This is a genomic window from Nonomuraea sp. NPDC049269, from assembly GCF_043197155.1.
GTDB lineage: Bacteria > Actinomycetota > Actinomycetes > Streptosporangiales > Streptosporangiaceae > Nonomuraea.
The window spans coordinates 633204-648494 of record NZ_JBICSO010000007.1 but is presented as its reverse complement, the minus strand read 5'-3'; the positions used below and the strand labels follow the sequence as shown (position 1 = coordinate 648494).

12 protein-coding genes are annotated in these 15291 nt (G+C 72.7%); 2 read left to right on the top strand and 10 right to left on the bottom strand.

Going from position 1 to position 15291, the window contains the following annotated elements:
• Window positions 1-9: 9 nt before the first annotated feature.
• The 7 genes from ACGFNP_RS38565 to ACGFNP_RS38535 form a co-directional block, all read right to left on the bottom strand.
• Window positions 10-1053, bottom strand: a complete 1044-nt coding sequence (locus tag ACGFNP_RS38565) for an urease accessory protein UreD (RefSeq protein WP_393327270.1) — start codon at window positions 1051-1053, stop codon at window positions 10-12.
• A 13-nt stretch (window positions 1054-1066) separates the two neighbouring features.
• The gene (gene ureG / locus ACGFNP_RS38560) at window positions 1067-1738 is read right to left on the bottom strand and encodes an urease accessory protein UreG (RefSeq protein ID WP_393327267.1); all 672 of its coding nucleotides are present in this window, start codon (window positions 1736-1738) and stop codon (window positions 1067-1069) included.
• Window positions 1739-1750: 12 nt separating this feature from the next.
• Window positions 1751-2734 carry an urease accessory protein UreF gene (locus ACGFNP_RS38555; RefSeq protein WP_393327264.1) on the bottom strand — a complete coding sequence of 328 codons (984 nt, stop codon included), beginning with the start codon at window positions 2732-2734 and terminating at the stop codon, window positions 1751-1753.
• 2 nt (window positions 2735-2736) lie between these two features.
• On the bottom strand, window positions 2737-4443 hold the full coding sequence (locus ACGFNP_RS38550; protein ID WP_358336497.1) for an urease subunit alpha: 1707 nt from the start codon (window positions 4441-4443) through the stop codon (window positions 2737-2739).
• The gene (locus ACGFNP_RS38545; RefSeq protein ID WP_358336622.1) at window positions 4436-4747 is read right to left on the bottom strand and encodes an urease subunit beta; all 312 of its coding nucleotides are present in this window, start codon (window positions 4745-4747) and stop codon (window positions 4436-4438) included. The genes ACGFNP_RS38550 and ACGFNP_RS38545 overlap by 8 nt, the downstream gene beginning before the upstream one ends.
• Before the next feature lie 29 nt (window positions 4748-4776).
• Window positions 4777-5079 carry an urease subunit gamma gene (locus ACGFNP_RS38540; protein WP_219527543.1) on the bottom strand — a complete coding sequence of 101 codons (303 nt, stop codon included), beginning with the start codon at window positions 5077-5079 and terminating at the stop codon, window positions 4777-4779.
• An 81-nt stretch (window positions 5080-5160) separates the two neighbouring features.
• A complete protein-coding gene (locus ACGFNP_RS38535) occupies window positions 5161-7722 on the bottom strand; it encodes a BTAD domain-containing putative transcriptional regulator (RefSeq protein ID WP_393327260.1) in 2562 nt (853 codons plus the stop codon).
• A gap of 46 nt (window positions 7723-7768) precedes the next feature.
• Here ACGFNP_RS38535 and ACGFNP_RS38530 point away from each other — a divergent pair, with 46 nt between their 5' ends.
• Window positions 7769-11206 carry a serine/threonine-protein kinase gene (locus tag ACGFNP_RS38530; protein ID WP_358336625.1) on the top strand — a complete coding sequence of 1146 codons (3438 nt, stop codon included), beginning with the start codon at window positions 7769-7771 and terminating at the stop codon, window positions 11204-11206.
• Window positions 11207-11646: 440 nt separating this feature from the next.
• Here ACGFNP_RS38530 and ACGFNP_RS38525 read toward each other — a convergent pair whose 3' ends face one another.
• The gene (locus tag ACGFNP_RS38525; protein WP_393327259.1) at window positions 11647-12378 is read right to left on the bottom strand and encodes a Mut7-C RNAse domain-containing protein; all 732 of its coding nucleotides are present in this window, start codon (window positions 12376-12378) and stop codon (window positions 11647-11649) included.
• Window positions 12379-12410: 32 nt separating this feature from the next.
• On the opposite strand from ACGFNP_RS38525, the gene ACGFNP_RS38520 reads away from it, so the two are divergent.
• Entirely contained in the window at window positions 12411-13310 is a 900-nt protein-coding gene (locus ACGFNP_RS38520; protein WP_358336505.1) for a TAXI family TRAP transporter solute-binding subunit, read from the top strand.
• On the opposite strand, the gene ACGFNP_RS38515 is transcribed toward ACGFNP_RS38520, so the two are convergent.
• Entirely contained in the window at window positions 13289-14626 is a 1338-nt protein-coding gene (locus tag ACGFNP_RS38515; protein ID WP_358336508.1) for a HAMP domain-containing sensor histidine kinase, read from the bottom strand. The genes ACGFNP_RS38520 and ACGFNP_RS38515 overlap by 22 nt on opposite strands.
• Window positions 14623-15288 (bottom strand): response regulator transcription factor, encoded by a 666-nt coding sequence (locus tag ACGFNP_RS38510; RefSeq protein ID WP_214638399.1) that lies wholly within the window; start codon window positions 15286-15288, stop codon window positions 14623-14625. The genes ACGFNP_RS38515 and ACGFNP_RS38510 overlap by 4 nt, the downstream gene beginning before the upstream one ends.
• Window positions 15289-15291: the final 3 nt, after the last annotated feature.

Genomic DNA, 15291 nt, shown 5'->3' with positions numbered 1-15291 from the left:
ACGATCACCTTAGGACGGGCACGTGGCTCCTGCCAGGTCACCGAAGGCCACACCCTCACCCCACTCCAGACGCCGCCGCAACTCGACGGCGTCGGCGCCCAGCGCGGACACCAGCACCCCGGGCCCGGCCAGCGGCAACACGGCGACACCGTCCGCGACCACGGCCCCTGCGGCGGTCCGCGATGCGGCGGCACCGCCTGCGGCAACGGCCCTTGAAGCGAGTCCCTGTGTGGCCGGTTCTGGTGCGGTGGGGGTGGGTTTCGGGGTGATGAGGGTGGTGCCGATGCAGCGGGCGTCGCCGTAGACGGCTGGGGAGGCGTCCAAGGCCGGGTCGCCGACCGTGTACTCCTGTCTGAGCAGGGGGCGGCCGTCGTAGGTGGCGTCGAAGCGGGCGTGGCAGCGGCCCGGTGCCTCGCCGTACCGGCCGAAGACGATCTCCTCGCGCCAGAACACGTGCGCGCCCGCCGCCAACGTCAGCCGTACCACCAGGCGGTGGAAGCACCCGGCGGCGAGCACCGTTGGCTGGGGTGCGAAGCGGAGCGTGGCCCCCGCGCCGACGCGGGCGGTGATCACCATGACGGACTCGCCGTCGCCGGGCAGCACCAGCGTGCTCGCCACCGAGCCGACCTCGAGACTGGTGCCGGGGGCTATGTCGAGGTCGAGTTCGAGCCGGTCGCCGCCGAGCGGGCCGGCCGCCGTGGAGACCAGGTGCACGGTCCGCGGACCGGTCTGCCGCAACGTCAGTGGCGGCGCCGAACCGAGCCGGCTGACCACCGTCCGACCCCCGGCCAGCGAGGTCCCGACAGCCGCCCGAGCCACCATCGCCCGCCGCCCGACAACGCCGACGGCACGGGCCGCGCCGCCATTGGGTAGGACGGCCCCCTCGGCACCGGCCCCGTCGGCATTCGCCACGTCGGCATCGGCCGGGCCGGTACCGGCCGCGCGAACACCCGCCGCTGCGGCGCCGGCCGCGCCGGGGGCTGCCGACGTGGCTGTCTGGGCGGCTGACGTGGTCTCTGCCGCGGTGTTCGGCAGGGGTGCGCTGCTGGTCATGGGGTGGGGTGGGTCATGCCGCTGGTACGGGCTCGTGGGGCCAGGAACGGGCCTGTTCCGAGACCCAGGCCGCCACAGCCGCCGCCGAGGGGTCCTGTCTGATCGATGTGAACAGGACCGGCTTGTCCCCGCGGACCGCCGTCGCGTCCCGGGCCATCACGTCCAGGTCGGCGTCCACCAGCGGCGCCAGGTCCGTTTTGTTGATCACCAGCAGGTCGGCCGAGGTCACCCCCGGGCCGCCCTTGCGGGGCACCTTGTCGCCACCGGACACGTCCAGAACGAAGATCTGCCTGTCGGCCAGGCCACGGCTGAACGTCGCCGTCAGATTGTCCCCGCCACTCTCCACGATCACCAGGTCGAGCGGTCCGAACCTGTCCTCCAGGGTCTCCACGGCGTCGAGGTTCGCGGCGATGTCGTCGCGGATGGCGGTGTGGGGGCAGCAGCCGGTCTCGACGGCCAGGATGCGTTCCTGGTCGAGCACTCCGGCCCGGCGCAGGAAGTCGGCGTCCTCGGTGGTGTAGATGTCGTTGGTCACCACACCCAGCCGCAGGGAGCCGCCGAGCGTCCGGCACAGGGCGGCGACCAGGGCCGTTTTGCCGCTGCCCACCGGCCCGCCCACCCCGAGGCGGAGCGCCCTGTCGTGGTGGTCCGGGGCGTGGTGATGGTCGTCGTGATTGGCGCCCATGGCGGATCCTTCCTAGGAGACGAACAATCTGACCTTGGCGCCCGCATGCCGCTCGGCGAGCAGGTCCAGGGCCGGGGCGGACCTCGCGGGCAGCTCGGCCCATAGCCGGTCGGCCAGGGAGGTGCCCGGGGTCCCAGGGGACTCGGCGGCCCGGGCTGCCATGTCGGCCATGTCGGCTGTGGCCGTCGTGGCCGCTGCGACCAGCGTGGCGGTCGTGGCTGCTGTGGCGGTCGTGGCCGCTGTGGCCAATGTGGTGGCGGCTGCGGTGACTGTGGCGGCTGTGGTGGCGAGGTCCGGGGTCAGGTCGGCCAGCAGGCCGTGGACCGCTACCGGATCCAGGCCGAGCAGGCGTACCGCCGCCGTGGCCGGACCGGTGATCGCGTGGTAGGCCGCCGCCAGGGCGGCGTCCCCGGGCGACGCTCCCGCCGCCTGTGCCGCCGCGCCGAGCGCGATGGGGTGATGGGGATTCGGTACGGCCTGCGCCAGCCCGTCGAGCACGGACGACGGCCACAGGCGTCGAGCCACCCGCAGGAGCAGCCTGCCCTGGATCCTGGAGGCGTCCCGTTGGGCGGGGGAGGCGGTCCTGGCGTCGGCCTCCGCATCCAGCAAGTCCCACGACGCCCCGGCCGCCTCCGTCCGAGCCCGTCCGGCCGCCTCCCGAGCTCGCCGGGCATCTGCCATGCCGATGCCGGAGACGAGGGCGGAAGTGGAGACGGGGCCGGGGCCGCAGGTGGAGACGGGGCCGGAGGTGGGGTCGGGGGCGGCGACGGGGTCGGGGGCGGTGTCGGGTGAGTGGGTGGCGCTCAAGGCGCAGGCTGCGGCGGCGAGGGCGGCGGCGACGTGCCCGGACGTGTGCAGACGGCCCCGCAGGAAGGCGGCAAGGGACGTCAGGTCGTGGACCGCCCCGGTGGCGATCGCCTGTTCGGTGCCGCCCGAGTGGGCGTGGCCGCCGGCCGGGAGCCGGGAGTCGGTGAGAAGCAGGAGCGCGGGGTTCATCGTCAGAAGAGGAAGTAGCGCTGGGTCATCGGGAGCGTCTCGACGGGTGCGGGCTCGATCAGGTCGCCGTCCACGCGGACCTCGAACGTGTCCGAGGCCACCTCGATGCGGGGGAGCGCGTCATTGAGCGGCATCGTGTCCTTGCCGCGCCCCCGTACGTCCGCCACGGGGACGAGGCGGCGGCGGACCGCGAGGCGGTCGGCGAGGCCGGCGTCGAGGGCGAGCGGAGAGACGAAGTGCAGCGAGGTGGCGGCGGCCGTGACGGGGGCGGCGCCGAACATCGGGCGCGGCAGCACCGGCTGCGGCGTGGGGATGGAGGCGTTCGCGTCGCCCATCTGGGCCCAGGCCACCACGCCGCCCTTGAGCACGAGGGTGGGCTTGACGCCGAAGAACGCCGGGTCCCAGAGGACGAGGTCGGCGAGCTTGCCGGGTTCGACGGAGCCGAGTTCGGCGTCGAGGCCGTGGGCGACGGCCGGGCAGATCGTATATTTCGCGACGTAGCGGCGGGCGCGGAGGTTGTCCGCGGGGCCGGTCAGCGCGCCGCGGCGGCGCTTCATGACGTGCGCCGTCTGCCAGGTGCGGATGATCGTCTCGCCGACCCGGCCCATCGCCTGCGAGTCCGAGCCGATCATCGAGATCGCCCCCAGGTCGTGCAGGACGTCTTCGGCCGCCATCGTGGTGGGCCGGATGCGGGACTCGGCGAAGGCCAGGTCCTCGGGGATCGACGGGTTCAGGTGGTGGCAGACCATCAGCATGTCGAGGTGCTCGTCGAGCGTGTTGACGGTGTGGGGCCTGGTGGGGTTCGTGGAGGAGGGCAGGACGTTGGCGAACGACGCCATCCTGATGATGTCGGGCGCGTGCCCGCCTCCCGCCCCTTCCGTGTGGTAGGCGTGGATCGTCCGATCGCCGATGGCGGCCAGCGTCGACTCCACGAACCCGGCCTCGTTGAGGGTGTCGGTGTGGATCGTCACCTGTACGCCGTTCGCGTCGGCCACGGTCAGGCAGGCGTCGATCGCCGACGGCGTGGTGCCCCAGTCCTCGTGCAGCTTGAACCCCGAGGCGCCCGCCGCAAGCTGTTCGAGCAGGCCCTCGGCGCTCACCGTGTTGCCCTTGCCGAGCAGGGCGAAGTTGAGCGGGTAGGAGTCGAGCGACTCGAGCATCCGGGACAGGTACCAGGTGCCGGTGACCGTGGTGGCCTTGGTGCCCTCGACCGGTCCGGTGCCGCCGCCGACGATCGTGGTGACGCCCGCGCCGATCGCCTCGTCGAGGATCTGCGGGCAGATGAGGTGTACGTGGGAGTCGACGGCGCCCGCGGTGAGGATCTTGCCGTTGCCGCTCAGGATCTCGGTGGACGGGCCGATGACGATGTCGACGCCGTCCATGGTGTCGGGGTTGCCGGCCTTGCCGATGGCGGAGATCCGGCCGTCGGTGACGCCGATGTCGGCCTTGACCACTCCCCAGTGGTCGAGGATCACCGCGCCCGTGATGACCAGGTCCGGCGCGCCCTCGGCCCGGGTCGTCCTGGCCTGTCCCATCGACTCGCGGATCACCTTGCCGCCGCCGAACACCGCCTCGTCCCCGGCCCCAGCCGGGCCCACGGACAGGTCCTCGGTGACCTCGATGAACAGGTCGGTGTCGGCCAGCCTGATGCGGTCGCCCGTGGTGGGGCCGTACAGGGCGGCGTAGCGCGTACGGGAGATGTCAGCCATCGAGGGGGCCCGCCCATTCCGGTCGCAGGCCGGGCACCACGCGGCGCCCGGCGATCGGCACCAGGGTCACGTCGCGCTCGACCCCTGGCTCGAACCTGATCGCGGTGCCCGCGGGCACGTCGAGCCGCATCCCCCAGGCGGCGTCGCGATCGAAGTCCAGCCCGGGGTTGGCGGCGGCGAAGTGGTAGTGCGACCCGACCTGTATCGGCCGGTCCGCGGTGTTGACCACCCGGACCGTCACCCGCGGCCGCCCCGGATTCAACGGGATGTCGTCGGCGGGATGCAGATATTCGCCCGGGATCAGCGGCCTGCGGCCACCGGCCGCGTCCGCGGTCACGGGATCGGCCTGTGTACGGTGACCAGCTTGGTGCCGTCGGGGAAGGTCGCCTCGATCTGTACGGAGTCGAGCATCTCGGGCACCCCCTCCATGACGTCGTCCCGGCCGAGCACCGAGCGTCCCGCCTCCATCAGATCGGCCACGGTCCGCCCGTCCCTGGCGCCCTCCATCAGGAACGACGCGATGATCGCGGTGGCCTCGGGATGGTTGAGCCGCAGGCCCCTGGCCTGACGCTGCCGCGCCACCCCGGCAGCGACGTGGATGAGCAGGCGCTCCTGCTCGTGTGGGGTTAGCCGCATGGCCGGACCCTAGGAACCGGCCGTTTCCATGATGTTGCGGGAGAATGTCGAATTGGTTTCTGGTGATACCTGCAGGCCGCGCTATCCCACCAGGGGAAGCGCCTGCGACCGGCCGAGATCGTCCCCCAGCGCCTCGAAGACCGTCAGCGCCGCCCCCGCCAGCTCTCCGGCCCGCTCCGCCGCGCCCTCCGCGTGGTTCACCCGGGCGAGGGCCAGCAGGGCGTACGCGTCGAGGAGCCGGTCGCCGAGCCGTATGGCGATGCCTCTGGCCGTCTCGGCGGCCGTCCTGGCGTCGGGGACCGCGCGCTGCGCCAGCCGTACCGAGGAGAGGTCCAGGAGCGTGTCGGCCTGCCGGTAGCGGTCGCCGAGCGCGGCGAGGTGGCCGGCGGCGGTCTGGAGGCGGTCCGCGGCCTCGTCGAGGCGGCCCGCGCGGTGCAGGACCGCGCCCAGCACGCGGAGCACGTCAGCGGCGTCGCGATCGTTCTCGGCCGCCTTGAGGCAGCTGAGCAGAGCGCGCTCGGCCTCGGGCAGCCGGCCGCGTTCGAGGTGGACGCGGCCGAGGCGCCGCCTGGTCTGGTTGACGCCGCGGGTACGGCCGGCGCCCAGGAACATGCCTAGCGCCAGCCTGAGCCGGTCGTGCGCCAGGTCCCACTCCCGCTCGGCCAGGTGCAGGTCGCCCTGGTCGCGCAGGATCAGCGCCTCGCCCATCGCGTCGCCCGCGCGTCGCGCCGATGCCAGCGCCGCTTCGATGACGTGCCGCCAGTCGTCGAGGAAGCGGTGGCGTTCGAGGTACGGCCCGAGCAGGTGGGCGAGCCGGCGGCAGCCGTCGTCGAGACCGGCCTGACGCAGGTCGGAGACCAGGCTGACCAGGAAGGCCCGCTCGGCGGCGAGCCACTCGACCGACTCCCTGATGTCCCTGGTCGCCACGAATGTGCCCGGATCGCCGGAGACCAGCGAGAAGCGCGAGGACCGTACCCGGGCCAGGACCACGTCCAGCAGCCGTTCGAGCCCGCCGGGCGCGGGCTGCTCGCGGGCGAACAGCCGGGTCAGGTCGTGCAGCCGGTAGCGCACCTGACCCGCCACGTCGACCACGTGCGTCTCCAGCAGCCCGGCGTCGACCAGCGCCTCGGCCTGCCCGCCGAACAACTCGGCCACCCAGTCCGCGAAGTCGGGCGCCGACAGCGCGCCGAGCCCGCGCAGCGTGGCCTTGGCGGGTTCGGGCAGGCCGTCGTAGCCGATGGCGAGCACGCTGCGCACGGCCTGGTCGCCGGAGCGCAGCCCGTCGAGCCGCTCGTGCTCGTCTTCGAGCAGGCCGACCAGGTAGTCGACGGTCCAGCCCGGCCGGGCGGCCAGCCGGGACCCGGCGATGCGCAGCGCGATCGGCAGCCCGCCGCAGAACCTGGCCAGCCTGCGCAGCGCCTCGTCCGCCGCCCGGCCGGAGGTGTGGACGAGCAGGTCGAGCGCGTCGCCCTCGCCGAGCACGCCCACGGACACGCGGGTCGCGTCGGCCAGCCCGCCGAGCGAGGAGCGGCTGGTGACGACCGTGGGGCAGGAGGTCAGCAGCGGCCGCACCTGGCTCTCGGACGACGCGTTGTCGAGCAGTACCAGCAGCCGGCGGTTGGCCGCGTACGTACGGAAGAGTCGCTCCCGCCCGTCGAGCGAGGCGGGGACGGCCTGGGCCGGGCAGCCCAGCCAGCGCAGGAAGTCCTCGAGGACCGCCGAGGGCGCCGTCGTCTCGCGCAGGTCGGCGTAGAGGATCCCGTCGGGGAAGCGCTCGCGCTCCCGCCAGGCGGCGTGTACGGCCAGCGCCGACTTTCCCGCGCCCGCCTGTCCGTGCACCACGACCTGCCCGCCCACCACCTGATCGAGCAGGTCGGCGCGCCCGGTGAAGCCGGTCACGTCGTGTGGCAGCAGCACCGGCGGTCCCGCCGAGACGTGCAGCGACACGTCGTCGTGCAGCATGCGGTGATAGAGCAGCTGCAGATCGGAATCGGGCTCGATCGCGTGGCCGTCGTCGAGCGCCTCCCGTAACGCCGCGTACGCGTCGAGGGCCTCCACCCGCCGCCCGCTCCGGTAGAGCGCGAGCATGTACTGGCCCCGGAAGCGCTGCCAGAGCGGATACTGCCCGGCCAGCCGCCGCAGCTCGGACAGCAGCTCCCGGTGGCGGCCCGCGTCGAGGTCGAGCTGCACCCTGCGCTCCAGGGCGAGCAGCCGCAGCTCCTCCAGCTCCTCGCGCAGCCGCCGCGTCTCCACCCAGCGTTCGCCGTCGGGGTCGAGGTCTTCGAGCGCCGGGCCGCGCCACAGCGCCAGGGCCTCCTCGTACGCGCCCCGCTCCACCAGCGATCTGAAGCGGTCGACGTCGAGCTGCTCCTCGCCGATGGCCAGCGTGTACGTGCCGGACACCGTGGTGATCACATCCTTGCCGATGAGCTGGCGCAGCTGCCCGACGTACCCGCGGACCAGCGAGTCGGACCGGTCGCCGCCCTCACGCGGCCACAGCAGGTGGCGCAGCCTTCCGACGGTGAGCGGGCGGCGCGCGTTGAGCACGAACATCGCCAGCAGGTCACGGTGCTTGGGCGCGGTCGGGGTGCGGTCGCCGTCGCCGTCACGCACCTCGAGCGGACCCATGATGCGAAATTCCACGCGGCCTTCCTCAACGAGGGGAGTATCGACAAGAATTACACACTTGATGATCCCTTTGACTCCTTCAGACCCCCACCGGTTGGGCACGTACTGGCTCGCCGGGCGGCTGGGCGCCGGTGGCCAGGGCGTCGTCTACGAGGCGTACGGCGAGGCGGGGGAGCGCGTCGCCGTCAAGGTGCCCAGGGTCGACGATCCCGAGTCGCGGGCCAGGCTGGCCAAGGAGGCGGCGGCGGCCGAACGGGTGGCCTCGTTCTGCACGGCCAGGGTCATCGAGGTGGCCGAGCCGTACATCGTCAGCGAGTTCGTGCCCGGCCCCAACCTGCGGCAGGTGATCGCCGAGCACGGGCCCTACGAGGGTGACACGCTGCGGCGCCTGGCGATCGGTGTGGCGACCGCGCTGACGGCCATCCACCAGGCCGGCGTCGTGCACCGCGACCTCAAGCCGGACAACATCATCCTCGGGCCCGACGGTCCCCGGGTGATCGACTTCGGCGTGGCGCGCGAGATCGGGCCGACGACCACCGGCCCGGTCATGGGCACGCCCAACTACATGGCGCCGGAGGTCCTGACCGGGCGGGGCGCGACGGCCGCGGCGGATCTGTGGGCGTGGGGGCTGGTGGTGCTGTTCGCCGCCCGGGGTGAGGACGCGATCGCGGTACGCGACCCGGTCGCGGTGGTCGCCGACGTGATGGACTTCCACCCCGGCGACCTCGTCGGCCTCGCCGATCCGCTCGGGCCGCTGGTGTCCGCCGTGCTCGTACGGGAGGCCGCCGACCGGCCTTCGGCCCGCGACGTCCTCCTGAGCCTGCTGGGCGAGAGCGGCGAAACCGGCGGCGACCCGCTGTCCCGCGGCGGCTCGCTGGCCAGCCCGCTCAGGAGCACCGCCGAGCCCGACCTGGGCGCCATCGCGGAGGAGCTGTACGCCGAGCTCTCCGAGGCCGAACGGGCGACCGCGCCCGAGGTCCTCCTGCGCATGCTCGACGGCGACGGCTCGCTCCGGCCGGTCACCCGCGACGAACTGCCCGAGACCGAGGCCGTCGACGCGCTGCTCACCTTCTTCGGCGCGGCGGGCCTGGTGCGGCGGACCGGCGACACGTACGAGCTGGCCAAACCCGCCCTGGTCCAGGCGTGGCCCAGGCTGCGGACCTGGGTGGCCGACAACCGCGACGGCCTGGCCGTACACCGGCGGCTGGTGGAGGCGGCCCGGCTCTGGGACGGCCACGGCCGGAAACCCGGCGACCTGCTGCACGGCTCCAGCCTCGACCGGACACTCCACTGGGCGGCCACCGAGCGCAAGGACCTCACGCTGGCCAGGAAGGAACGCGAGTTCCTCGACGCCGCGGCCCGGCAGTCCCGGCGGCAGTCCCGCCGGCGCGGCATGATCGCCGCCGCGCTCGCCGTGCTGCTGGCGACCACACTGGGCGGGCTGGGCCTGGCCGAGTACCGGCGCGAGGTGAGCGAGCGGCAGCGCGATGACGCTCTCGCCAGATCGCTGGTGTTGCGCGCGGCCGATCTGCGCGACACCTGGCCGAGGGTGAGCATGATGATGAGCGCCGCCGCCTGGCGGCTGGCCCCTCTGCCCGAGTCGAGAGGCGCGCTGTATGACTCGTTGTCGCAGACCACGCTCGACTCCTTCACCGACCCCGCGGCGCGCGCGGACACCGAATACTCCCTGAGCCCCGATGGCCGGACGTTCCTCGCCTCGGCGGGCGAGCAGGTGGTGTTCTGGGACGTTCCGCGGCATCGGCGGACGAGGGTGCTCTCAGGAGTCGGTCCGGTGTCGAAGCTAGCGCTCAGCTACGACGGCCGGACGCTGGCCGTACAGGATGAGCGGCACGTACGCCTCTGGGACGTGTCCAGCGGAACCATGAAGGGCACGCCTTTCGCGGCGGGCGTGCTGCCGACCCACACCGACTCGCTGCGCTTCTCTCCGGACGGGCGGCGCCTGTTCATCCCCCAAGGCATCGACAGAGGCCGCGATGGCGCCTGGTGGGACCTGGAGACCCGGAGATCGCTCGGAATGGACGCCGTGAGCTCGGACGGTTCCCTGGGCGTCCGCTACTCCACCGGCGGCGGCCGGGCCGAGCTCTGGGACCTGCGCAGGCGGCGACAGCTCCCCGCGTCATGGCTGCCGGTGAAGACGCGGATCAAGGGTGCCGAATTCGATCCTGACGGCCGAGAGCTCGCCGTCGCCGTCTTCCATCCCGAGCTCGGCGGGGGGATCAGTTTGCTGCTCAGGAGCGTGCCCTCGGGCAAGCCGCTGCCAGGTGACCATGCGGGGCCCATGGCGGGCGCCATCGCCTTCAACGACAGGTTCATCGCGATGTGGGCCGCCGCCAGGCTGGTCGTCCTGCGGCGCTCCGATGGGTGGGTGATGGCCGACCGGCACCTCCACGCGTCGATCGACCAGCTGCGGTTCGACGGCGCTGCCCTGCGCATCATGACAGACCCGGGCACCGTCTACACGGTCGACGTCTCCTGGCTGTCGGACACCGCCCTGGTCCGGCGAACCCCCAGTGAATTCGCGCGCCTGGCGCCGGGCGGCGGCGGGCTGGCCGTCTACTCCGCCGGCCGGGCCCGGCTCTGGGCGGGCGGCAAGGAGGTTGCCCGGCCCATCGATGTCGGCGGACAGACGGGCGACGGAGCGGTGCTCTCCTTCTCTTCCGACGGCTCCCTCCTGGCAGTGGGGGGAGCGGCCAAGACGCGGGTCACCGTGCTCGATGCGCGCACAGGGGCCGTGCGCACGGCCTTTACCCTCGCTGACAAGAACGCGGGAGGAGTGAAGGGGATGGCGTTCAGCCCGGACGGCGGGACACTGGCCGTGGCCCCCGAGCGCACGGAACAGGCGGCCCCGGTGGAGCTGTGGAACCTCCGCACCGGATCCGTCAGCCGGACCACAGCGCCGGGCTCGGCCTGGATGGCCTTCAGACCCGACGGGAAGGCGCTGATCACAGCGTTCGATCCCTACCTCACGATCGTCGATCCGGTCGGCGGCGCTCCCGCAGGGCCGGGCGGGGTGCCCGGCGGGATCACCGCCTTCAGCCCCGACGGCAGGTATGCGGTCATCAGCGGGCCCGAGCGAATGACGCTGTGGGACTCCGCCTTCACCAGGGCCATCGCGTCTTTCCCCGCGATCCAGGGCGGCGCCGGGATCCCCATCTGGTCGCCCGACGGGAGCACGATCGCCACCTACGGCGGCGACGAGCGGATCCGGCTCTGGGACGTCGCCGGCCGCGGGTACCTGGGAGTCGTGTACGACGGCCTGGACTGGCAGGGAGAGTCGGCGAACGCGTCGATCGCCTTCAGCCGGGACGGGCGGACGCTCTACACCGCCACTCCGGAAGGGGTGATCAAGCGGTTCGCGCTCGACGGCGACCGGGCGCTGGCTGAGGTCTGCCGCAGGGCGGGCGGCACACTGAGCGTGGCCGACTGGCGGCGGTACCTGCCCGAGATCGAGCAGTTCGACCCCTGCGTCACCCCGTAAACACCTGATCAGTATCGGCCGGAGCTTTGGTAGTGGCTCCATGCGGCGCAGGGCGTGCTGTAGTGCTTCTTGATGTAGCGAAATCCCCATTTAATCTGGGTCCTGGCGTTGGTCTTCCAGTTTGAGCCGGCGGACGCCATGAGCCTCCCGGGATTCGCTCCAGGTATTCCGTATGGCCCTGACGGCGTTCCCGCTGTGGTGCTCCAGCGGCTGACGCGATTCCACAGCGAGACCAGGCAACCGAATTGCGACGAAGGGCTCCAGCCATAGCTGGGCATCAGGCTCCTTGCTATCCGCTGGCTCTCAGCGGCTGGAGTGGGAGAGGCTGCGTATGAAGTCGTCGGCAGTACGAGCAGGAGCGCTGAGAGGAAAATTCCGATAGCCGTGAACCGCTTTCGCATTACCTTCGCCCTTCTGTAGGTAAGGACTCGACCCCTGCATCAGCCCGTAGCCGCCCACTCCCGCGCCGATCGGACGATCTCCTCCAGGTGGCCGCTGTGGGCGCCGTGCCAGTAGACGTGACCGCAGTCCCCGCACTGCCCGTAGGCGTCGTAGCCGTGCCGGGTGCCCGCCTCCAGCAGCGGCAGCACCTCGCCCTTCGGCACCGGGGTCAGTTCGCCGTTGCAGGCCGTACACCTGGTCCACGGGCGCAGCGGCGGGGTGAATCGTTCGAGCAGGTCGCGTAGCTGGTCCTGGGGGCGTGAGCCGCGGACGTAGGCGCCCAGCCACAGCGCGCGGCGGCGCAGCAGGCCGCGGTCCTGGGTCAGCAGCACCCGGTGCTCCTCGTTCGCCTGCACCACCAGGGCCGGATCGTCCATGTCGTTGTGGTAGGCCGCGTCGAGGCCGAGCAGCCGCAGCCGCCGCGACAGCGTGCCCAGGTGCACGTCCAGCAGGAAGCGCGGCTCGCGCGGCAGCGGCTGCGGCCTGGGCACCGGCCGCACCTCGATGACGTCGCCCGCGGCGGGCTGGTAGGAGGGTCCGACTCCGCGCCCGGCGACGGTCATCGGCCCGACCTCGGTCAGCGGGATGCCGGCCGACTCCACGTGGTGTCCCAGGGTCGAGCTGCCGCCGATGGCGATCCGCTGGCGCTCGCGGCGCCGGCTCACGGGCAGGAACATCATCAACTCTGCGGAGATTCGAAGGTGCGCGTCCCGTTCGGTCACATTGTCCATTCTGCTTGATTCGATAACGTGAACCTGTGCCAATGTCCCGCCGTGTCTTTATCGCGCTCGTCGCGACGGGTGCTGCGGGCTGCTCGGACACCGTTTCGGGGCAGCCGTCGCTGCGGCTGGCGACCGGGCTGGCCGGCGGGCCGTACGGGGCGCTCGGCGACCGGTTCGCGGCCGAGCTGCGGCGCGACGGGTTCACCGTGGAGGTGCTCCAGACCGCGGCCAGTGTCCAGAACCTCACCATGCTCACCGACGGCCGGGCCGACCTCGGGTTCTCGCTCGCCGACAGCGCCGACGACGCCGTGAGCATGCGCCACCAGCCCGTCGCCGCGCTGGCCAGGATGTACATGAACTACGTGCACCTGGTCGTGCGCGCGGGTTCCGTCATCTCGGCGGCCAAGGACCTGGCCGGGCGGAAGGTGTCCATCGGAGCGGACGGGTCCGGCACGGCCGTGACCGCCGTACGGGTGCTCGAGGCCGCGGGCGTGCGTGGTCACACCGTCGTCAGGCTGGGCCTGGACATGTCGATCAAGGCGCTCGCCGACCGCGCGATCGACGCGTTCTTCTGGTCGGGCGGCGTGCCGACCCCGGCGCTCGCCTCGCTCGACGACATCAAGCTGGTCCCGCTCGAACCGCTGGTGCCCGTGCTGCGCCGCGTCTACGGGCCGGTGTACGAGAACGCGGCCGTCCCCGCGGGCGCGTACGGCGGCGCGAAACCGATCCCCACCGTCGGCACGCCCAGCTACCTGGTCTGCCGCAGGACCCTGCCGGACGAGGTCGCCTTCGCGGTCACCGAGACGCTCTTCGACGCCCGCGACCGCCTCCAGGCCCCCTCCGCGCCCGGAGGCCGCCTCGACAAGCGCTACGCCATCGGCACCGGCGTCGTCCCCCTGCACCCCGGCGCCGCCCGCTACTACAGATCGGTGTACGGCTGAGCCAGCCGCAACTCCACGACCAGCCCATGAGGTACGGCGGCCAGCAGGCTCAACGTGGCCCCGCACGACTTGGCCAGCTCGGTGGCGATGGCCAGTCCCAGCCCACTTCCCGGCACGTTGGCGTGCGCGCCCGACCGCCAGAACCGGCCCAGCGCGTCGCCCCGCTCCTCCTCGCCCAGCCCCGGCCCGTCGTCGGCGACCCGCAGCACGCCGTCGGAGAGCGTGACCGTCACCGTGCCGCCCGCGGGCACGAACTTCTGCGCGTTGTCCAGCGCGATGTCCGCCACCCTGGCCGCCGCCTCCGGCACGAGTGACATCTCCGGCACCTCCACCCGCAGGGTGAGATCCTTGGCCGGATAGACCTCCCGCCACACCGCCAGCCGGGGCCGCAGCTCGATCTCCTTCGTCTCGCTGCCCACACCCGCCTCCACCCTGGCCAGCGCCAGCAGGTCCTCCACCAGCAGCGCCAGCCGGTCGAGCTCGGCCATGGCCTCCTCGAACTCGGTGGTGCCGTCCGCGCGCAGGTGCGGCTCCAGGTTCTCCAGCCGCAGCCCGAGCACGGTCAGCGGCGTACGCAGCTCGTGCGAGGCGTCGGCCACGAACGCCCGCTGCCGCTCCATCGCGCCCGACACGGCGTCGGCCATCGCGTTGAAGCGCTCCTCCAGCCGCTGCAGCTCCGAGGGCCCCGCGCCCGGATGGGCCCGCGCGTCGAGGTGGCCTTCCGCGATGGCCCGGGTGGTGCGGTCGAGCTCGGTCACCGGGCGCAGGATCCAGCGGGCCAGCTGCCTGGCCGCCAGCACGGAGTAGCCCAGGGCGATCAGCGCGCCCAGCGCCAGCGCGCCCCAGACGAGCGAGACGTCCAGCCGCGACTGGTCGGTGCCGGCCTGGAGCAGCACCACGCCGGACAGCTGCGCGTCCCGGCCCGCCGGCTCGGCCAGCAGCACCGTCGAGGGGCCGAACGGGCTGATCGTGGGCAGGTCCTCGGTCGTCCGGCCGCTCAGGGCCAGCCGGGTCGCCTCCTGGTCGTCGCCGTCGAAGTGGCCGGCCGTGACGAGGATCGTGCCGTCCCTGTCGCGTACGCGGATGGCCGCGCCGTACAGGTCGGCGTAGCGGACGACCTCGGCCGTCAGCGCCGTACGGTCGCCGTCGCGCGCGGCCTGGTCGGCCAGTTCCGCGAAACGGGTGGCGTCGGCGCGGCGGTCGAGCAGCAGACGGTTCGTGCGGTGCGAGGCGTAGGCGAAGCCGAGCGGCACCGCCAGCGCCGCGATGAGGAACACGATCAGCGTGGTGAACGTGACCACCAGGCGGGAGTTCACGCCGTGGACCCCAGGCGGTAGCCCGTGCCGCGCAGCGTCTCGACCAGGTGCGGGCGGCCGGTCTTCGACCGCAGCCCGGCCACGTGCACGTCGAGGGAGCGGGAGGCCGACAGCAGCGGGTCGCCCCAGACCTCGTCCAGGATCTCCTCGCGGCTGCGCACCACGCCCGGCTCGCGGGCCAGCAGAGCGAGCACGTCGAACTCGCGCCTGGTCAGCGTCACGTGCTCACCCGACACGGTGACCTGCCTGGACTCCAGGTCGATGCGCACGTCGCCGACGCTCACCACGTTGTCGCGGGTCGGCATCGGCCGGGTGCCCCTGCGCATCACGGCCTCCATGCGCGCCATCAGCTCGACCGTGCGGAACGGCTTGACCAGGTAGTCGTCGGCCCCGGACCGCAGGCCGCGGAGCACCTCGCGCTCCTCCGTGCGGGCGGTCACCACGATGACCGGTACGGCCGACACCCGGCGCAGGCGGCGCAGCACCTCAAGCCCGTCCATGTCGGGCAGGCCCAGATCCAGCAGGACGAAGTCGACGCCCCCCGCCAGGCGGAGGGCGTCGACTGCCAGCCCCGCGCGCACGACCTGGTGGCCGTGGCGCGCGAGGGCCGTGGTGAGCGCGGAGGCGAGCCGATCGTCGTCTTCGACCAGAAGAACTCGCATCAG